The organism is Streptomyces tateyamensis (assembly GCF_003205575.1).
Lineage (GTDB): Bacteria > Actinomycetota > Actinomycetes > Streptomycetales > Streptomycetaceae > Kitasatospora > Kitasatospora tateyamensis.
Map to the genome: position 1 here is coordinate 24,473 of NZ_PYBW01000078.1, position 18,902 is coordinate 43,374.

General features: G+C 73.9%; 15 protein-coding genes. 4 read left to right on the forward strand and 11 right to left on the reverse strand.

Annotated elements, in window-relative coordinates; translation table 11 throughout:
* Positions 1 to 8 precede the first annotated feature (8 nt).
* From C7C46_RS20670 to C7C46_RS20685, 4 genes are read right to left on the reverse strand one after another with little or no spacing between them, the layout of a single operon-like run.
* A complete protein-coding gene (locus tag C7C46_RS20670) occupies positions 9 to 1,853 on the reverse strand; it encodes an IucA/IucC family protein (RefSeq protein ID WP_181442440.1) in 1,845 nt (614 codons plus the stop codon).
* The gene (locus tag C7C46_RS20675; protein WP_110671370.1) at positions 1,831 to 3,201 is read right to left on the reverse strand and encodes a lysine N(6)-hydroxylase/L-ornithine N(5)-oxygenase family protein; all 1,371 of its coding nucleotides are present in this window, start codon (positions 3,199 to 3,201) and stop codon (positions 1,831 to 1,833) included. Before C7C46_RS20675 ends, C7C46_RS20670 begins: the two co-directional genes overlap by 23 nt.
* The gene (locus C7C46_RS20680; protein WP_342775419.1) at positions 3,201 to 3,737 is read right to left on the reverse strand and encodes a GNAT family N-acetyltransferase; all 537 of its coding nucleotides are present in this window, start codon (positions 3,735 to 3,737) and stop codon (positions 3,201 to 3,203) included. Before C7C46_RS20680 ends, C7C46_RS20675 begins: the two co-directional genes overlap by 1 nt.
* Positions 3,734 to 5,557, reverse strand: coding sequence for an IucA/IucC family protein (locus C7C46_RS20685; RefSeq protein ID WP_110671371.1), 1,824 nt, complete (start codon positions 5,555 to 5,557; stop codon positions 3,734 to 3,736). The genes C7C46_RS20680 and C7C46_RS20685 overlap by 4 nt, the downstream gene beginning before the upstream one ends.
* Before the next feature lie 151 nt (positions 5,558 to 5,708).
* Here C7C46_RS20685 and C7C46_RS20690 point away from each other — a divergent pair, with 151 nt between their 5' ends.
* Positions 5,709 to 6,854 (forward strand): trypsin-like serine peptidase, encoded by a 1,146-nt coding sequence (locus C7C46_RS20690; protein WP_110671372.1) that lies wholly within the window; start codon positions 5,709 to 5,711, stop codon positions 6,852 to 6,854.
* Between the two features lie 38 nt (positions 6,855 to 6,892).
* A complete protein-coding gene (locus tag C7C46_RS20695; protein WP_110671373.1) occupies positions 6,893 to 8,032 on the forward strand; it encodes a trypsin-like serine peptidase in 1,140 nt (379 codons plus the stop codon).
* 76 nt (positions 8,033 to 8,108) lie between these two features.
* On the opposite strand, the gene hflX is transcribed toward C7C46_RS20695, so the two are convergent.
* From hflX to miaA, 5 genes are all read right to left on the reverse strand, one after another.
* The gene (hflX, locus tag C7C46_RS20700; RefSeq protein WP_110671374.1) at positions 8,109 to 9,626 is read right to left on the reverse strand and encodes a GTPase HflX; all 1,518 of its coding nucleotides are present in this window, start codon (positions 9,624 to 9,626) and stop codon (positions 8,109 to 8,111) included.
* 21 nt (positions 9,627 to 9,647) lie between these two features.
* Positions 9,648 to 11,969 carry a RelA/SpoT family protein gene (locus C7C46_RS20705; protein WP_110671375.1) on the reverse strand — a complete coding sequence of 774 codons (2,322 nt, stop codon included), beginning with the start codon at positions 11,967 to 11,969 and terminating at the stop codon, positions 9,648 to 9,650.
* A 198-nt stretch (positions 11,970 to 12,167) separates the two neighbouring features.
* The gene (gene dapF, locus C7C46_RS20710; RefSeq protein ID WP_110671376.1) at positions 12,168 to 13,046 is read right to left on the reverse strand and encodes a diaminopimelate epimerase; all 879 of its coding nucleotides are present in this window, start codon (positions 13,044 to 13,046) and stop codon (positions 12,168 to 12,170) included.
* A 27-nt stretch (positions 13,047 to 13,073) separates the two neighbouring features.
* A complete protein-coding gene (locus C7C46_RS20715) occupies positions 13,074 to 13,562 on the reverse strand; it encodes a hypothetical protein (protein ID WP_110671377.1) in 489 nt (162 codons plus the stop codon).
* Between the two features lie 254 nt (positions 13,563 to 13,816).
* Complete coding sequence (gene miaA / locus C7C46_RS20720) at positions 13,817 to 14,752, reverse strand: tRNA (adenosine(37)-N6)-dimethylallyltransferase MiaA (protein WP_110671378.1); 936 nt, start codon at positions 14,750 to 14,752, stop codon at positions 13,817 to 13,819.
* A gap of 132 nt (positions 14,753 to 14,884) precedes the next feature.
* Here miaA and C7C46_RS36675 point away from each other — a divergent pair, with 132 nt between their 5' ends.
* A complete protein-coding gene (locus tag C7C46_RS36675) occupies positions 14,885 to 15,529 on the forward strand; it encodes an antitoxin (RefSeq protein ID WP_245984610.1) in 645 nt (214 codons plus the stop codon).
* Positions 15,530 to 15,570: 41 nt separating this feature from the next.
* Here C7C46_RS36675 and C7C46_RS20730 read toward each other — a convergent pair whose 3' ends face one another.
* Together C7C46_RS20730 and miaB are read right to left on the reverse strand one after the other, a co-directional pair.
* Complete coding sequence (locus tag C7C46_RS20730) at positions 15,571 to 16,269, reverse strand: class III extradiol dioxygenase subunit B-like domain-containing protein (RefSeq protein WP_110671379.1); 699 nt, start codon at positions 16,267 to 16,269, stop codon at positions 15,571 to 15,573.
* Positions 16,270 to 16,306: 37 nt separating this feature from the next.
* Positions 16,307 to 17,824, reverse strand: a complete 1,518-nt coding sequence (miaB, locus tag C7C46_RS20735; RefSeq protein ID WP_110671380.1) for a tRNA (N6-isopentenyl adenosine(37)-C2)-methylthiotransferase MiaB — start codon at positions 17,822 to 17,824, stop codon at positions 16,307 to 16,309.
* Between the two features lie 89 nt (positions 17,825 to 17,913).
* Here miaB and C7C46_RS20740 point away from each other — a divergent pair, with 89 nt between their 5' ends.
* Positions 17,914 to 18,885: a TAXI family TRAP transporter solute-binding subunit gene (locus tag C7C46_RS20740; protein WP_110671381.1), complete on the forward strand. Its 972-nt coding sequence runs from the start codon at positions 17,914 to 17,916 to the stop codon at positions 18,883 to 18,885.
* Positions 18,886 to 18,902: the final 17 nt, after the last annotated feature.

Consider the following 18,902-nt stretch of genomic DNA (forward strand, 5'->3'; position numbering starts at 1 on the left):
CTCCCACCCTACGGGGCGGGAGTGACAACGCCTCCGCGCGGACCGGGCAGGACCGCCGAACCGACCGCCAGCGGGTTGGCCACCCGCCCGTGCACGGCCGCGTGCGGGCGGTGCGGGGCGTCCCGGTAGCCGTCCAGCAGCAGCCGGTTGCGGTTCAGGCAGAGCCGGTCGATCTCGGGCGCGAACAGGTCGAAGAGCGCGAACCGCTGCGCCAGTTCCGGGAACCGCCGCTGGTGGGCCAGGATCTGCTCGCGCAGCAGTGCCCAGAACTCGCCCTCGGGCAGGCCGCAGCGCAACTCGAGCAGTGGTGCCAGGAACCGGTAGACACCGATGAACAACCCCGCGTGCAGGAACTGGCAGAGCCCCTGCGGAGCCTCGCGCAGCAGCACCTGGGCCACCTCGGGCGGCACCGTGCGCAGCTCCGGCAGGTCCTGGTCGCTGAGGTTGACGTCGTCGACGAAGTCCTTGACCGCCAGGCGCACCGGCACGTCCCGCTGGTCGAAGATCAGGATCGCGTTCTCCCCGTGCGGCGAGAAGACCGTGCCGTACTTGTACAGGAAGTGCAGCAGCGGCGGGAGCATCACCGCGAACAGCCGGGCCGTCCAGTCCCGGGCGCCCAGGCCGGAGCGGGCGATCAGCTCCTCCACCAGACTGCGCCCGTCCGCACCCGTCTGCAGCAGCGCGGCCAGCGTCCGCCCGCGCTCCCCCGGCAGCAGGTGCGCCCCCAGCGGCTCGCGCCAGATCGCGCCCAGCAACTCCTTGTACTGGTAGGGCGCCTCGGGCAGCTGCGCGTAGCCGGGGTGCTCGACGGTGACCGAGGCGACCTCGCCGAGCAGCACCACCCGGCACTCCTCCCGCAGGAACGGGTCCTGGTCGCGCAGGCGGTGGATCCAGGCCGTCACGGCGGGCGCGGCCAGCGTCCGCTCGATCGGCAGCCCGCGCCAGACCAGCGTGTTGAGCACCGAGAGCGGCAACTTGACGGTCCGTCGGGCCGGACTGCTGACGTTGAAGAAGGACCGGATCGACTGCTGTGGCAGCCGGAGGTCCGGGTCGGCGGGCAGTTTGACGATCCGTCGGTCGGCGACCCACGGCGCGAACAGCGGCAGTACCACCTCGTCCCACTGCCAGGGGTGCACCGGCAGCAGCAGGTACTGGGCCGGGTCGAGGCCGCGCGCGGCGAGCCGGTCCCGGAAGTCGGCCAGTACCTCGGCGTCCAGCTCCTGCCGGTAGAGCAGCTCCGCGTCCGCCAGCTCACCCGTACCCCGGTACCGGGCCAGCTCCCGGTGGACCGCCAGCCACTCCAGCGGCCGCGGTCGGCGCGCCTCCGGCGTCCAGCCGGCCGCGTCCCGGGCCGAGAAGCCCAGGCGCCCCTTGTTGAGGACGATCCACGGGTGCCCGCCCTGGTACCCCTCCAGCGCGGTGTGGTCCAGCTCGGCCAGCTCCGCCGCGGCCAGCGCCCCGCTCGCCACCCGCACATCCGCCACCAGCGTGGCGGTCAGCTCGCGCACCAGGTGGCCGACGGTGTCCCCGGCCAGGCCGAGTAAGCCGCGCGCCGCCAGCAGGAAGCCGATCGGGTCGGTGGCCTCGACCGAGTCGGGGTCCACCTGCCAGCTCCCGTACGCCCCGCGCCGGGCCCGAAACCGGTACTCGGGACCCTGCGGCCCGAGCCGCAGCCGGTACCCGCCGGGCGGCCCGGCCGGTTCGGGCCGCAGCAGTTCCTCGTAGGCGAACTCCCCGAGCAGCTTGGCCAGCAGCGCCCGGCCGGCCCGCTGCCAGCGCTCGGGGGTCAGCAGCTCTTCGGCGGGCAGCCCGGTGGTCGCGGCGGCGGTCTCAGCGGTGGACGGACGGGGCACGGTGCGACTCCTCGGGGTGGGCGGTCGACTGGGCGGGCAGGGCGGCCGGGGCGAAGCTGGTCCAGGCGGTGCGGGCGGGCAGCCGGTGCACCGGCCGCCCCGTGATGGCGTTGAGGATCACCGCCGCCCGGTGCGCGCCGAGCCCGAGGTCGGGGGTTCCCACCCCGTGGGTGTGCAGCTCGGCGTTCTGCACGTAGAGTCCGCCGGCCAGCCCGGGGACGGTGGCCACCCGGTGGTCGAGGTCGACCCGGAACCGGCCCTGCTCGTCCCAGTCGATGAGCTCGGTCAGCGGCGCCAGCAGCTGCGGCCGCTCGGCCCGGTAGCCGGTGGCCAGCACCACCGCGTCGGTGCGCACCACCTTGCGCACCCCCGAGTCCCGGTGCAGGCAGCGCAGTTCCAGGCCGCCGCAGGGGCCGGGCAGGGCCGCGGTCACCTCGGTGCCCGGGGTGATCTCGGCCGGCGCCTCGGTGAGCGGACGGCCGATGGTCCGCTCGTAGAGCACATCGTGGATGTCGGCCAGGGTCTCGGCGCTGGCGGCCTTGTGCAGCTGCCACTGCTCGGTCACCAGCCGGTCGCGCACCGCCTCGGGCAGCGCGTGGAAGTACCGGGTGTAGTCGGGGGTGAAGTGCTCCAGGCCGAGCTTGGAGTACTCCATCGGGGCCAGCGCCCTGGTCCGGGTCAGCCAGCGCAGCCGGGTGCCGTCGGTGCCCCGGTCGCGCAGCAGGTCCAGGAAGACCTCCGCACCGGACTGGCCGGAGCCGACCACGGTGATGTCCTGGGCGCCGGCCAGCACCTCGGCCCGGCTCAGGTACTCCGCCGAGTGGAAGACGGCGGGATGCCCGGCCAGCGCCGCGAAGGCAGGTGGGCGGCTCGGCGCGGTGCCGACCCCGAGCACCAGGTTGCGCGCCCGCACCCGCCGCTCGGCGCCGCCCTCGCGCAGCACCACCGCGAAGCCCGCGCGGTCGGGGTGGACCGCGACCACCTCGGTGCCGAACCGGCAGCCGGCCAGCCGCTCGGCCGCCCAGCGGCAGTAGTGGTCGTACTCCTGGCGGGGCAGCTGGAACCGCTCGGCGAAGTAGAACGGGAACAGCCGTTCCTGGTCCCGCAGGTAGTTGAGGAAGGACCACGGGTTGGTCGGATCGACCAGCGAGACCAGGTCGGCCAGGAACGGCACCTGCATCCGGGCACCGGGCACCAGCATGCCCGGGTGCCAGCGGAACTCGGCCCGGCTGTCGCAGAACACCGCCCGCAGCCCGGGCACCTGGTCGGCCAGCGCCGCCAGCGACAGGTTGAACGGCCCGATGCCCACCCCGAGCAGGTCGTAGTCGTCACGGTCCTGACTCTCCATCAGCCCCTCCTCGGCTCTCGTCCACGCACCATCAGCGCCGCCCGCTTCTCGGGCAGCCGGATCTCCCGTTCGATGCGGAAGCCGGCCCGGGCGAAGGCCCGCAGGCTGGCCGTGTTGCGCACGTCCGGCTCGGCCACCACCCGCTCGCACCCGGTCCCGGTCAGCAGGGCGCCGGCCACCGCGTCGATCAGCACCGCGCCCAGCCCCCGGCCGCGTGCGCCGGGGGGCCCGAGCAGCAGGTGCACGCCCAGGTCGCCGGGCTCGGCCGGGTAGTAGTCGGCCAGCCGGTCCTCCAGCACCTGGTAGACCTCCCAGTAGCTGACCGGCTCCCCGGCCAGCTCCCCCAGGTAGGCCCGGCTCGGCCCGCCCGGTGCGAGCTGCGGGCGCACGTGCGCAGCGGTCCGCTCCGGTGGCCCGGCCAGCTCCCAGAAGGCGTCCACCGCCGGGTCGTTCATCCACCCGGTGAGCAGCGGCAGGTCCGCCTCGGTGACCGGGCGAAGCAGTAGGCCGCCGGCGCCGGTGTCGGCGGCGATCACGCGGCCACCGGGTTGCCGATCGTCACGTAGACCGACTGCTCGGCCACCGGTCCGACCAGTTCGTCGAGCCCGTGCAGCCGGGTCAGCAGGTTGGCCTTGCAGCGCAGTGTCGGCGCGGTGAGCAGCAGCTCGGGCAGCGCGGAGCCGGTGGCCTGCACCGGCGCCGAGCCGAGGAAGGAGCGCAGCGCGGCCAGCAGCACCCGCTCCTCGGCCAGGTGCTGCGAGCCGAACGCGCCGATCAGGCCGAGGATGTGGTTGATCCCCAGGTAGTAGGCGAACCGCTCGTCGGCCACCGCGTCCTCGACGAAGGTGTCGCTGTCCCGGCCCAGGCCCGGCAGTTGCTGCTCCAGCCGGTCGGCGTGCGAGGCCCGGAAGTAGTAGCCCTGGTTGTCCCGGTAGCGCCCGCCGCTCGGCCAGCCGTCCTCGTCCAGCAGCACCAGGCTGTTCTGCTGGTGCGCCTCCAGCGCGATCCCGGCCCGGCCGTCCAGCCAGAGCACCGGGAGCACCACGGCGTCCAGGTAGCGCAGGAACCACTCGGCGCAGACCGTGGCCAGCGAGCGGCCGGTGCGCCGGGCCAGCGCGCGCAGCAGGTCGCCGAGCTCGGAGGGCACCCCGGGCACCTGCTCGCCCAGCGGCCGTTCGGCGACCAGGCCGGCCACGCAGCGCACCCGGTCGGCGGTGGCGAACGGCTGCTCGCGCAGCACGGTGTCCAGGCCGCTGGGCCGCTCCCGGCCCTCGGCGCCGGGCAGGTCCAGGCCGATCCAGGCCGGGTCGCGCACGATGTCGAAGCCGGGGTGGGCGGCCTGCCACTGGGCGCCGAGGCCCGCGCTCAGCAGCCGGTGCACCTCCAGGCCCCGGTGCAGCTCCTTGCGCAGGTTCTCCCGGCGGGAGTTGGTGATCCGCAGGCCGAGCGAGAGCTTGAGCATCCAGGGGCTGCCGGGCCGCAGCACGGTGCGCACCGAGGAGGTCGGGTACCAGGGGTCGCCGTGCGTGCCGAGGTCGTGCAGCGCGCCCCGCTCCAGCAGGTCGACGATCTCCGGGCGGCGCAGCAGCTCCTGGGCCTGCCAGGGGTGGGCCGGCAGCGCCGCGGTGTCCGGCGGCAGCAGGCCGGGGGCGCCCAGCAGTTCCGCGGTCAGCTGGTCGGCGCCGACCAGCAGCGCCGAGCCGGCGGCCAGCAGCGAGCGGTCCACCGCGAACCAGTGCATCGCGAAGCGGCCGCGCAACTCGGGCGAGTAGGCGGCGCTCTGGGCCGGCGCCAGCCCGTCCCGGCTCTTCGGCGTGGGGTGCAGCGGGTGGCCCAGCAGCAGCGCCTGCTCGCCGAGCAGGAAGCCACTGGTGCCGGGTGCGGGCCGCGGGTGCGCGCGCCGGTACTGCAGCAGGTCGGCGGTGCGCTGCACCGAGTCGGCCACCCGGCCGGCCAGGTCGGCGACCTGCTCGGGCCGGGCCGCGGCCGCCCTGGCCAGCAGCGCGGCCGCGCTCACCGCGTCCAGCGGGGCGCCGCCCTCGGCCTCACCGACGGCGAGCACCGCGGGCCCGAACCGGTGCCAGCCGCAGTCGGACCAGTGACGCACGTCGGCCAGCAGCCGGGCCGCGCCACCCAGCAGCGGGATCCGCAGCAGGCCGTCCGGATCGGGGCGGCTCCCGGTCTCCCGGCACCAGCAGCGCAACAGCGCTTCCACCGCCGCCTGTTCGGCCGCCACCGCGGCGTCCTGGTGCAGTAGCGGGTCGGCCTCGGCGGACTGGTCCAGCTGTCGGGGGACGGTGGCCGGGGCTCCGGTCAGGGCGGTGCTCAAGGCAGCTCCTCGGTGCGCAAGGTGGATGCGGAGACATCCGCTTGGCCTAACGAGCGGGGCATGCCCGGGTCACAGCTTGGTGACCGTCTCCCACCGGTGCAACTGGGCCCGGGCGGCCACCGTCAAAGGACCGTGGGAGACTCCCTGATGTTCGAAACCACACGGGGGAACTGAGCACATGTCACCGATCAGCCGTGCCCGGCGCAGGCCGGCCGCCGCACTCGGCACCGCAGCCGTGGTGCTGGCCCTGTTCACGGCAACCGCCTGCGGCCCGGACGAGACCAAGAACCCGCCGCCGGCCGCCTCCTCGCCCGCCGCCACCTCGCCCTCGGCCGACCCGGCCGGCAAGGGCCTGCCGGCCGGCCTGCCCAGCCTGGACGAGCTGAAGAAGTGGAAGTTCGCGGACTGGGACAACTGGGCCAAGCAGCACGTCATCACCCCGGCCACGAAGGGGTTCTGGGACCTGCAGAAGATGCTGCAGGCCAAGCCGACCACCCCGGTGGCCCCGCCGCAGCAGCCCACCGACGACGGCAACGACCCGCTGCCCGCGCCGATCCAGGCCAAGGCGATGGCCCACCCGTACACCCCGCAGTACGGGGTGGACGGCAAGGTCTTCTTCGACGTCGGCGGCGGCAAGCACGCGGTCTGCTCGGCCACCGTGGTCTCCGACCCGGCACACCCGGGCAAGAGCAACCTGGTGTGGACCGCCGGCCACTGCCTGACCTCCGGCAAGAGCGGTCAGCAGTACACCAACCTCGCCTTCGTGCCCGCCTTCAACAGCTCCGGCGCGGTGAGCCACGGTCAGACCGCCAAGTCTCCTGACCAGTTCGCGCCGTTCGGCATCTGGGACGCGACCCAGGCGATCACCTCGCCGCAGTGGACCGCCGAGGGCGGCGAGTACGGCAGCGCGGCCAGCCAGTACGATTTCGCGATCCTGCGGGTGCAGCCGGAGACCGGCAGCAAGTCGCTGGAGGAGACGGTCGGCGGCTCGGTGCCGGTCTGGTTCGACGCCCCGCGCGACCAGCTGCGGATCACCGCGGTCGGCTACCCGTCCGCCCCGCCGTTCGACGGCATGGAGATGGAGCGCTGCGAGGCAGGCAAGCCGTCCCGGCTCTCCTTCGACAAGACCCGCCCGCCGATGGACGTGATCGGCTGCACCATGACCGCCGGTTCCAGCGGCGGCGGCTGGTTCAGCGTCAAGGACGGCAAGCCGGCGCTGGTCAGCAACACCTCGATCGGCCCGGAGAACAGCTCCTGGCTGGCGGGCCCGTACCTGGACGACGTGGCCGCGCACGCCCTCGACTACATCGCCAAGAAGGGCTGACCGCCGGTCAGCCCGTGAGAACCGACGGGGAACCGAACATGTCGTACCGCATATCCAGCCGGACCGGCCTGGCCGGCGTGGCCGGCGTGGTGGTCGCCGCGCTGGCGCTGAGCCTGGCCGCCTGCGGCCCGGACGAGGTGCCGGGTGGCGACGCTGCCTCGGCCGGCGCCGCGCCGACTGCCGACGCCAAGCCCGGGCTGCCCGGCAGCCTGCAGGACCTGAAGAAGTGGAAGGCCGCCGACTGGGCCGGCTGGGCCAAGCAGCACGCCCTGAAGAACCAGATCGTCAAGGACCTGTGGTCACTGGACGCCATGAACAAGGCGACCCCGACCGACGCGATGAAGCCGACCGACAAGCTCGGCACCGACACCACCCAGAACGACCCGCTGCCCGGCCCGGTGCAGGCCAAGGGCGAGCGCCACCCCTACACCGGCAACATGGCCGTCTTCGGCAAGCTCTTCATGAAGAGCCCCAAGGGCACCTACGTCTGCTCCGGCACCGTGGTCTCCGACCCGGCGCACCCGGGCAGGAGCAACCTGGTGTGGACCGCCGGCCACTGCCTGCACGGCGGCAAGGGCGGCGACTGGCTGCAGAACATCGCCTTCGTCCCCTCCTACAACCGCTCCGGCGCGGCCAGCGGCGGCAAGCAGGTGACGCTGGAGCAGGTCGCCCCGTACGGCCGCTGGTGGGCCGACTACGCGATGGTCGCCCCGCAGTGGATCGACGAGGGCGGCGAGACCGGCGGTCCGGTCAGCCAGTACGACTCCGGCATCATCCAGGTCACCAACCCGGACCTGCCCGGCAAGTCGCTGGAGGAAGTGGTCGGCGGCTCGGTGCCGGTCTGGTTCGACGCCCCGCGCAACCAGGTCCACGCGATCACCGCCTACGGCTTCCCGTCCGCCCGCCCGTTCGACGGCCAGGAGCTGGAGTACTGCGACGGCGGCGCGCCGTCCCGGCTCTCCTTCGACCCGCAGCGGCCCACCATGCTGACCATCGGCTGCACCATGACGGCCGGTTCCAGCGGTGGCGGCTGGCTGACCCGCGACCCCAGCGGCAAGGTGGTGCTGGTCAGCAACACCTCGATCGGCCCGACCCCCTCGGCCTGGCTGGCCGGGCCCGAGCTGGACCACCAGGCGCAGGGCATGTTCCAGCAGATGACCACGCTGCCGCAGCCCTGACCGCGCTCCGCACGACGACCGGGCCCGGCTCCCTCTCGCAGAGGGGGCCGGGCCCGGTCGGTTCGGTGCTCGGTGCTCAGTGCTGGACGGCCACCGCGAACCGCTCCAGCTCGGCGGCCAGCTCGGCCGCCACCTTGGCGTGCAGCAGGGTGCCCTCGGCGGTGTGCTCGGTGGAGAGCAGCTCGCCCTCGCCGTGCACCCGGGAGACCAGGTCGCCACGGGTGTACGGGACCAGCGCACGCACCTCGACGGCAGGGCGCGGCAGCTCCTCGTCGATCAGCGTGAGCAGCTCCTCGATGCCCTGGCCGGACCGGGCCGAGACCACGATCGCGTGCGGCTCGCGGCGCAGCAGCCGCTGCAGCACCTCGGGGTCGGCGGCGTCCGCCTTGTTGATCACCACGATCTCCGGCACGTTCTGTGCCTCGACCGAGACGATCACCTCGCGGACCGCGGCCAGCTGGGTCTCCGGCTCGGGGTGCGAACCGTCCACCACGTGCAGGATCAGGTCGGCGTCGGCCACCTCCTCCATGGTCGAGCGGAACGCCTCGACCAGGTGGTGCGGCAGGTGCCGGACGAATCCGACCGTGTCGGCCAGGGTGTAGACCCGCCCGGACGGGGTCTGGGCCCGGCGCACGGTCGGGTCCAGGGTGGCGAACAGCGAGTTCTCCACCAGTACGCCGGCTCCGGTGAGCCGGTTGAGCAGTGAGGACTTGCCGGCGTTGGTGTACCCGGCGATGGCCACCGAGGGGACCTGGTTGCGCCGGCGCTCCTGGCGCTTGGTGTCCCGGCCCTTCTTCATCTCGGCGATCTCCTTGCGGAGCTTGGCCATCTTCTCCCGGATCCGGCGCCGGTCGGTCTCGATCTTGGTCTCACCGGGACCACGGGTGGCCATGCCGCCGCCGGACGAGCCCGCGCCGCCACCACCCATCTGCCGGGACAGCGACTGACCCCAGCCGCGCAGCCGGGGCAGCATGTACTGCATCTGCGCGAGCGAGACCTGCGCCTTGCCCTCCCGGGACTTGGCGTGCTGGGCGAAGATGTCCAGGATCAGGGCCGTCCGGTCGACCACCTTGACCTTGACCACGTCCTCGAGGTGGATCAGCTGGCCCGGGGTGAGCTCGCCGTCGCAGACGACGGTGTCGGCACCGGTGGCGGCGACGATGTCGCGCAGCTCCTTGGCCTTGCCGGAGCCGATGTAGGTGGCGGCGTCCGGCTTGTCGCGGCGCTGGATCACCCCGTCGAGCACCTCGGAGCCGGCCGTCTCGGCCAGCGCGGCGAGTTCGGCCAGGGAGTTCTCGGCCTCCTCGACCGTGCCGTCCGTCCACACTCCGACGAGCACCACGCGCTCCAGGCGCAGCTGGCGGTACTCGACCTCGGTGACGTCCTCGAGTTCGGTGGACAGACCGGCGACACGGCGCAGCGCGGCGCGCTCGCTCCGGTCGTACTGGTCCCCGTCGAACTGCTGGGCGAAGTCCTCGTCGAGCGCCGCGAGGTCCTCGTCCATCAGGGCTTCGGCCCGGAGGTCAGCGGGACGGCGGGGGTTGCGGCCGGCGGTCTCGCTGGAAAATTCGCGGTCTTCGAACGTGGAGGTCATCGTGTCCTTAAGGTCGTGGGACTACTGGGCGGATTCGGCACTACCGTCCACTGCGCCTAACGCGGCGGACCGGTCCCGAATTCCCTCCGATGGTCGCACGCGGCCGGCGCCGGGGTCATCCGCATTTCCGGCAGAACGCGCGTACGGCCGCAGTCTGGGCGGCCGGGGAGCCTCCAGACCGGGGCGGCGGACATCGTAGACCCCCGAGACCCGCAGCATCGCCCGCATCACCACCGGCAGCACCGCTGCGCTCGGCAGCTCGACGGTGTAGGTGTGCCGCACCCGCAGCTGCTCGGGCGGTTCGACCACGGCCGAGACGATGTCCAGCCCGGCCGCCGACATCGCGGCGGTGAGGTCGGCCAGCAGGCTCGGCCGGTTCAGCGCCTCGGCCTGCAGGGTGACCCGGAACCCGGCCGCGGCCTGCGGCCCGGCGGCCACCTGCGGCGCCCAGTCCAGCTGGACCGGCCCGCGCCCGGCACCGCGCATCCGCTCCCCGGTCGGGCAGTCGGCCCGGTGCACGGCGATCGAGCCGCCGCGGATCTGGAAGCCGGTCACCCGGTCCGGCGGCACCGGGGTGCAGCAGCGGGCCAGCCGGACGGCGGCGTGCGGATGCCCGGGAGCGACCACCAGCCGGCCCCGGCCCGGGGGTCCGGTGCGCGCCGGGGCGGGCAGGCCCGGCGCCCGCGGGGCGGCCGGACCTGGCTCCGGCAGCGGCTCGACCGGGGCGGGGTGGCCGGCCAGCCAGCGCTCGATGGCGATCCGGGCGCCCGGGGTGCGGGCGAACTCCAGCCAGCGCGGGCTGGGGCCGGAGGGCTCGGGGCCGCCGGGGAGCGCCGGGGCCTCGGTGAGCACGCCCAGTACGTCCCCGTCGGCCAGCGTGCTGGACAGCGCCACCAGCCGGCCGTTCACCCGGGCGCCGATGCACCGGTGCCCGATCTCCTCGCCCAGCAGGTAGGCCGCGTCCACGCAGCTGGCACCGGAGGGCAGCACCAGGGTCTCGCCCTCCTCGGTGACCGCGGTGATCTCCGCGTCGTCGGAGAGGTCGGCGGTCAGCGTGGACCAGAACGCGTCCGGGTCCGGGGTCTCCTGCTGCCACTCCAGCAGTCGGCGCAGCCAGCCGGGGCGGGCCGGGTCGGTGCCGTCCAGCTCCTCGCCGGACTGCGGCTCGGCCGGCTGCGGACTGCCCAGCGCGACCACCCCGAACTCGGCCACCCGGTGCATCCGAGGGGTGCGCACCAGCACCTCGAAGACCACGCCGTCCACCGTGACGGCGGTGTGCAGCGACTGGTACAGGTTGAACTTGGGGGCCGCCACGAAGTCCTTGAACTCGCCGGGCAGCGGGGTCCAGCAGGTGTGCAGCTCGCCGAGGACCGCGTAGCAGTCGGCCGGCTCCTCCACCACCACCAGCAGCCGGGCCAGGTCCACCGGGTGCAGTTCGCCGGGGCGCCCGCCCCGGCCGCGGCGCAGCAGCTCGCGGTGGACCGAGACGCAGTGCCGCGGCCGGGCGGTGACCTCGGCGGCCACCCCGGACTCGGCCAGCTGACGGGCCAGCAGCTCGGCGAAGGCGGTGAACGGCTCCTGGCCGGTCGCCTCCTGAGCGGTGATCAGAGCCCGGGTGCGCGCGTACTCCTCGGGGTGCAGGGTGGCGAAGACGATGTCCTCCAGCTCGGTCTTCACCACCTGAATGCCCAGCCGCTCGGCCAGCGGGATCAGCACGTCCCGGGTGACCTTGGCGATCCGCAGCCGGCTGGCCGGCTTCATGTGCCGGATGGTGCGCATGTTGTGCAGCCGGTCGGCCAGCTTGATCACCATCACCCGGACGTCGTCCCCGGTGGCGACCAGCATCTTGCGGAACGTTTCGGCCTCCGCCGCGGCGCCGAAGTCCACCTTCTCCAGCTTGGTCACCCCGTCCACCAGGTAGGCGACCTCGGGGCCGAAGTCCGCGGCGACCTGGTCCAGCGTCACCTCGGTGTCCTCGACGGTGTCGTGCAGCAGGGCGGCCACCAAGGTGGTGGTCTCGGCGCCGAGCTGGGCGAGGATCAGCGTCACCGCCAGCGGGTGGGTGATGTACGGCTCGCCGCTCTTGCGCTTCTGGCCGCGGTGGCTGGCCTCGGCCAGCCGGTAGGCGCGGCCGAGCAACGCCAGGTCGGCCTGCGGGTGGTGACGGCGGTGCACCTGGACGATCGGTTCGATCGCATCCGGCACCGGGGGCCGGCCGGTGGCCAGCAGGGCGGCCCGCCCGGCCCGGCCCAGCGCGGCCCGGCCCAGCAGGCGGCGCCCGGGCGACTCCGAAGCGGGCTGGTCAGGGCGTTGGCCGGGGGGCCGGCCGGTCTCGACGGTCATGGCAACCTCCGGCAGCGAGCACCGGAGCTGCGACTGCCCCGGTGGTCCATGCTACCGAGCAGACCACGTTCCGCGAGGCCCCGCTTCCGCTCTGTGCAAGGGATCACTCGAACGGGCGGATTCGCCGCCGGGAGGAACGGGGAAAGAGGGCGGCCCCGCTGACACCCCGTCAGCGGGGCCGCAGCGGCCGACGGGCCGTCAGAGCCAGCCCGGCTCCAGCTCGCCGTGCGCCACGATCACGGCCGTGCCGGTCTTGGTCACCCGGCCGTCCGGGTACTCGGTGATCACCAGCCGGCCGCCCGGCACGTCCACCGTGTAGCTCACCGGTGCGCCGGTCACCGCCGGGTCCACCCCGTCCCGGCGGGCCGCGGCCACCGCCACCGCGCAGGCGCCGGTGCCGCAGGAGCGGGTCTCGCCCGAACCGCGCTCGTGCACCCGCATCGCCACGTGGCGCTCGCCGCGGTCCACCACGAACTCGACGTTCACGCCGTCCGGGTAGGCGGTCGGCGGGGTCACCAGGGGAGCGGTGAACAGGCTGCCGGCCTGGTCCAGGTCGGCGACGAAGGCCACCGCGTGCGGGTTGCCCATGTTGACGTTGCGGGCCGGCCAGCGGTGCTCGTCCACCGCGACCTCGATGCCGTCCGGGCCCGGCAGCAGCGCCCGGCCCATGTCCACCGTGACCTCGCCCGGGGCCCCGTCCGCGTCCGGCTCGGCGATCTCCACCAGCCGCACCCCGGCCCGGGTGGCCACGGCCAGCGGGCCCGGCTCGACCAGCCCGGCGTGCACCAGGTAGCGGGCGAAGACCCGCACCCCGTTGCCGCACATCTCGGCGATGCTGCCGTCGGAGTTGCGGTAGTCCATGAACCACTCGGCGCGGTCGGCCAGCCCCACGGCGGCCGGGTCCTTGGCCGACCGCACCACCCGCAGCAGGCCGTCGCCGCCGATCCCGGCCCGGCGGTCGCAGAGCTTGGCCACCTGGGCCGCGGAGAGCTCCAGCAGGCCGTCCAGATCGGGGATGATCACGAAGTCGTTCTCGGTGCCGTGGCCCTTGAGGAAGGGAATGGGTGCGCTGCTCACGCTGCCGATGGTACTGACCGGCGGCGCTCAGCCGCGCAGCCGGACCACCCGCAGGACGGCCAGGCCGAAGGCGGCGCAGGCGATCAGGGTGTAGAGCGCGATCGCCTGCCAGCGGGCCGGGCGGCCCGAGTCGCGCCGGGGCAGCCCGGGCCAGGCGTAGCCGGCCCGGCGGGCGGCCATCGCGCCCCAGCCGACCGAGGCGGAGGTGAGCAGCAGGCCGAGCATGGCCACCATCGAGCCGCCGTTCACCGGGCCGAAGGCGAGCGGGAAGGCGAACATCAGCGAGCCGACCACGCCGATCGCCACTATCGGGAGCAGCTGCCACCAGCGCAGCCGCCGCAGCGGACGGATCTCGCGCTCCAGCACCACCGGGTCCACCGGCAGGCCGAGCGGGGCGTCCGGGTCGAGCGGCACCAGCAGCTCCCCCGGGGGCAGCAGGGAGGGCAGGGTGAAGGCGTCCTCGGCCAGGGCATGGCGGGGGAACTCTTCGGTCTCAGGGCCAGGACCCGTGGACACGCGGCCTCCCCTGACGGTTCGACACGGACGATCGCCGCCCGCGAACGGTGGGTCCGGCCCGCGCGACCGTTCCCTCTTGCCACGATGATGGCATGTCCCAACGCCCTCACAGCGCGTAACGCGGGTAGCCAAGTGATCCGTGGCCAGGACGTGATCCGGCCGTGACCGCGGGTGTGCCGTGCACTTGCAGGTGCTTGGGAAGCTGCACCGTCCGATGGCCGGAACCGGCTGCAGCAGCGGCCGAAAGCGGTCCGTCAGAACTGACGGTGGACCAGTTCCAGCGAGCGTTCCAGCAGCTCGGCGGGGTCGGCGCCGGCCGGCCGGTCCAGCCAGTGGATCCGCGCGTCCCGGCGGAACCAGGACTCCTGCCGGCGCGCGAACCGCTTGGTGGCGCGCACCGTCTCGGCGCGAGCCTCCTCTTCGGTGCACTCCCCCGCGAAGTGCGCCAGCACCTGCTGGTAGCCGAGCGCCCGACTGGCCGTCAGCCCCTCGCGCAACCCCCGCCCCTCCAGCTCCCGCACCTCGTCCAGCAGCCCGGCCTGCCACATCCGGTCCACCCGCAGGGTGATCCGCTCGTCCAGCTCCGGCCGGGGCAGCGCCACCCCGATCTGGACCGCCGGGTAGACCGCGGTGTTGCTCGGCAGGTTGGCGGTGAACGGCCGACCGGTCAGCTCGATCACCTCCAGCGCACGCACGATCCGGCGCCCGTTGCCGGCCAGGATCGCGGCCGCGGCGGCCGGGTCCGCGGCGGCCAGCCGGGCGTGCAGCACGGCCGGTCCGGCCTGTGCCAGCTCGGCCTCGAGCCGGGCCCGCAGCTCGGGGTCGGTGCCCGGGAACTCCATCTCGTCGATCGCCGCCCGCACGTACAGCCCGGAGCCGCCGACCAGCACCGGCGGCCGGCCGGCCGCGATCAGCCGGTCCATCTCGGCCCTGGCCAGCCGCTGGTACTCGGCCACGCTGGCGGTCTCGGTGACCGCCCAGACGTCCAGCAGGTGGTGCGGGATCCCGCCGCGCTCGGCCTCGGTCAGCTTCGCGGTGCCGATGTCCATGCCGCGGTAGAGCTGCATCGAGTCGGTGTTGATCACCTCGCCGCCCAGCTCGCGCGCGATGGCCACGGCCAGGTCGGACTTGCCGGCGGCGGTGGCGCCCACCACCGAGACCACGGGGACGAAGGAGTCAGTGCTGCTCACCCGCTAAGTCTCGCAAAGATCCATCCCCCACTCGAACGAGCGACGTGACCCGCCCCCACCTGGTTCGTTGCCCGGTTGGCGGTCGCGGATGCGGCCGGGTCCACCGCAGACCGCGTAGCTTTGGGAGAAAATATGGGTGTTTTCAGTTGGTTCCGCCGTCGGGAGACCGCCACCACGACGACCGCGCCCGCCACCGCCGCGGTGCCGGCCCCCGCGGTGGCGGCCGACCGGGGCGACGGGTCGGCCGCGGCCGGCCAGGGCGGCGCGGTCGCGGTCCTGGCCGCCACCGAGGTACTCGGGGCCGAGGCCCCGGAGGCCGCGCCCGGCGTCCCCGGGGCCCGGACGGCTCCCGAGGACGCTCCCGCCGCACCGGCAGCGGGAGCGCTGCCCGAGGGCCTGGCGGACGTCGCCGAACTGCTGGCGGCGGTCGCGGCCGTCGCGCAGCAGGCGGAACCCGCCGAGGACACCCAGTCCGCGAGCCGACCCGAGCGGCCCGACACAGGAGACGAACCCATGGGTCTGATGGACAACCTGAAGGGCAAGGCCGAGGAGCTCGCCACCGACCTCAAGGGGAAGGCGAGCGCGCTGGCCGGCCAGCACAACGAGAAGATCGACGAGCTGGTCGACAAGGCCGGCGACGCGATCGACAAGGCCACCAAGGGCAAGTACAGCGACAAGATCAGCAGCGGTACCGAGAAGGCCAAGGGCGCGGTGGACGGCTTCGCCGACAAGCCGGACCAGGCACCGCAGGGCGAGGACGGTCCGAAGGAGGGCTGAGCCCGCGGCGGCGCGGCGGCGGCCCGGCCGCCGCCGCGCCGTCAGTTCCAGGAGGCCACGAAGTACCCGACGCCGTACGGCGCCTCGTCGTAGTGCAGCGTGCCGGTCAGCCCGGCGCCGCGGGCCGCGCCCGCCAGCACCTGCCAGGGCGCCCGCCCCGCCACCAGCAGCTCGGCGCAGCGCGCCGGGTCCAGGGCCGCCAGTGCCCCGGTGTCCGCCGTGCCGAGCGCCCGGGCCAGGTCGGCGTCGAAGGGCTCGGCCCGCTCGTCCAGGTAGCCGGGCGCCTTGACCGAGCGGCGTGCGCTGCCGTCGCCGAGCACCAGCAGCCCGACCCGGTCGGCCAGTTGCGCCAGCCCCTCGCCCAGGCCCAGCATCCGGTCCACCGGTGCGTCGGCCGGCACCGCACAGGCGTGGGTGGGCAGGGCGGTCCCGGACTGCTCGAGCAGCCAGGCGCCGACGCTCAGGGCCGGGCTGAGCTCGGGCCCCTCGATCCCGCCGGCCGGCAGCCGCACCGCGCGCGGCACGCCGTAGCGGTGGAAGCCGCCCAGCCCGCCCTCGATCCACACCTCGGCCTGGGGGCCGTCGCCGACCAGCACGAGCAGCTCGGGTCCGGCGGCCAGCAGCGCACCGATCGCCCCGGCGCAGGCGGCGCGCAGGCCGTCCAGCTCACCGGTCGCGCCGGCGGCGACCTCGGGCACCAGCAGGGGCGGACAGGGGCAGACGGCAGCGGCGACCAGCATGTGGATCACTCTAGCCGCCGCCTTCGGCCCGTTCGGGTCAGTCGCAGCCGCAGCCGTTGCCGACCGGCGCCGGCGAGGGAGCCGGGGCGCCGATCGAGGGCAGGCCCAGCATCACTCCCCCCGCCTTCGGCCGGGAGGCGCCCCCAGCCGGCTCGGCCGCGGGTGCGGCGGTGCGCTTCTCCCAGGCGTCGCCCGCCCGGGTGCGGCGCACGCCGAGCGTCGGCCCCTCGGCCAGCAGGTGGTGCGGGGCGGCGTAGCTGATCTCCACCGTGACCACGTCACCGGGGCGCACCGGCTCGCTCGGCCGGGTGAAGTGGACCAGGCGGTTGTCCGGAGCCCGGCCGGAGAGCCGGTCGGTGCGGTCGTCCTTCTTGCCCTCGCCCTCGGCGACCAGGATCTCCAGCCGGCGGCCGACCTGCTTCTTGTTCTCCGCCCAGGAGATCTCCTCCTGCAGCGCGATCAGCCGGTCGTAGCGCTCCTGGACCACGGCCTTGGGCACCTGGTCCGCCATCTCCGCCGCCGGGGTGCCGGGGCGCTTGGAGTACTGGAAGGTGAAGGCGTTGGTGAACCGGGCCTCGCGGACCACGTGCATGGTCTGCTCGAAGTCCTCGTCGGTCTCGCCCGGGAAGCCCACGATGATGTCGGTGGAGATGGCCGCGTCCGGCATCGCCTCGCGCACCTTCTTGATGATCCCCAGGAACCGCTCCTGCCGGTAGGAGCGCTTCATCGCGCGCAGCACGGTGTCCGAGCCGGACTGCAGCGGCATGTGCAGCTGGTGCATCACGTTCGGGGTCTCGGCCATCGCCGCGATCACGTCGTCGGTGAAGTCGCGCGGGTGCGGGGAGGTGAAGCGGACCCGCTCCAGGCCCTCGATCTGGCCGCAGGCGCGCAGCAGCTTGGAGAAGGCCTCGCGGTCGCCGAGGTCGGAGCCGTAGGCGTTGACGTTCTGGCCCAGCAGGGTGACCTCGATGACCCCCTCGCCGACCAGCGCCTCGACCTCGGCGAGCACGTCGCCGGGGCGGCGGTCCTCCTCCTTGCCGCGCAGCGCCGGGACGATGCAGAAGGTGCAGGTGTTGTTGCAGCCGACCGAGATCGCCACCCAGGCCGCGTAGGCGGACTCGCGGCGGGTGGGCAGCGTGGAGGGGAAGGTCTCCAGCGACTCCAGGATCTCCACCTGGGCCCGCTGCTCGATCCGGGCCCGCTCCAGCAGCGCCGGCAGGTGGCCGATGTTGTGGGTGCCGAAGACCACGTCGACCCACGGCGCCTTGCGCACGATGGTGTCGCGGTCCTTCTGGGCCAGGCAGCCGCCGACGGCGATCTGCATCTCCTTGTGGCGGGACTTGGCGGGAGCCAGCTGGCCCAGGTTGCCGTACAGCTTGTTGTCGGCGTTCTCCCGGACCGCGCAGGTGTTGAACACCACCAGGTCCGGGTCGCCGCCCTGGTCCGCCTTGACGTACCCGGCATCCTCCAGCAGCCCGGCCAGCCGCTCGGAGTCGTGCACGTTCATCTGGCAGCCGTGCGTGACGACCTTGTAAGTTCGCAAGCTCTCTCCCATACCCACAGGAGCAAGGGTAAGGCCAGCGCGGACAACGGTTTGGCGCCCGCCCCTCCCGCTCGGCGGCTTGGCCTGGCAGGATCCCCCGCATGACCTGGACCTCCGCCCGCCGCCTCTGGCCCGCCCTGGCAGCCCTGCTGCTGGTGGCCGGCGCCCTGGGCGGCTGGTGGCTGGCCGGCGGCGGCACCGCCTCCTACCCCAAGGGCGTGCGCGGCTTCGCCACCGGCGTGCCCAACGGGGTCTACGACCGGTACGGCAATCTGCTGCAACAGGCGCTGCAGACCTCGATGCCGGGGGTCGAGCTGCGGCTGGACGGCTCGCAGGGCTCGGTGGACAACCTGGAGCGGGTGACCGCCGGCCAGGACGACTTCGCCATCGCGACCGCCGACGCGGTGGCCGACTTCACCAGCCCGGCCAAGGGCCGGCTGCGCGCGATAGCCCGGCTCTACGACGACTACCTGCAACTGGTGGTCCCGGCCGGCTCCCCGATCCAGAAGGTCTCCGACCTGGCCGGCCTGCGGGTGGGCGTGGGCCAGCAGAAGTCCGGGGTGAACCTGATCACCCGGGAGCTGCTCACGGTGGCCGGGATCGACCCGGACCGCGGGATCAAGCCCCGCCTGCTCGGCGTCGGCGACGAGGGCGACGCGCTCGCCAAGGGCGACCTGGACGCCTTCTTCTGGTCCGGCGGCCTGCCGACCACCGCGCTGACCTCGCTCTCCGAGCGGGTGCCGCTGCGGATCGTGCCGCTGGGCGACCTGACCGACGCGCTGCACCGCCAGTTCGCCGACACCGCCGCCTACCGCACCGCGGTGCTGCCCGCCTCGATCTACGCCGACAACCCGGCGGTGCTCACCATGGCGGTGCCCAACCTGCTGATCACCCGCGACGACGTGGACCAGCGGCTGGTCGAGGGGCTGACCCGGGCGGTGATCGACAGCCGCGACTGGATCGGCCGCCAGGTGCACGCCGCCCAGCGGGTGGACCTGCGCACCGCCGTGTACACCGACCCGCTGCCGCTGCACGAGGGCGCCCGCCGCTACTACCGCTCGCTCAAACCCTAGGGCCCTGGCGGGACCGA

Coding starts and splice junctions, on each gene's coding strand:
- C7C46_RS20675 (WP_110671370.1), bottom strand. CDS start 3,201: ATGGAGAGTCAGGACCGTGACGACTACGACCTGCTCGGGGTGGGCATC.
- C7C46_RS20690 (WP_110671372.1), top strand. CDS start 5,709: ATGTCACCGATCAGCCGTGCCCGGCGCAGGCCGGCCGCCGCACTCGGC.
- C7C46_RS20695 (WP_110671373.1), top strand. CDS start 6,893: ATGTCGTACCGCATATCCAGCCGGACCGGCCTGGCCGGCGTGGCCGGC.
- hflX (WP_110671374.1), bottom strand. CDS start 9,626: ATGACCTCCACGTTCGAAGACCGCGAATTTTCCAGCGAGACCGCCGGC.
- C7C46_RS20705 (WP_110671375.1), bottom strand. CDS start 11,969: ATGACCGTCGAGACCGGCCGGCCCCCCGGCCAACGCCCTGACCAGCCC.
- C7C46_RS36675 (WP_245984610.1), top strand. CDS start 14,885: ATGGGTGTTTTCAGTTGGTTCCGCCGTCGGGAGACCGCCACCACGACG.
- C7C46_RS20730 (WP_110671379.1), bottom strand. CDS start 16,269: ATGCTGGTCGCCGCTGCCGTCTGCCCCTGTCCGCCCCTGCTGGTGCCC.
- miaB (WP_110671380.1), bottom strand. CDS start 17,824: ATGGGAGAGAGCTTGCGAACTTACAAGGTCGTCACGCACGGCTGCCAG.
- C7C46_RS20740 (WP_110671381.1), top strand. CDS start 17,914: ATGACCTGGACCTCCGCCCGCCGCCTCTGGCCCGCCCTGGCAGCCCTG.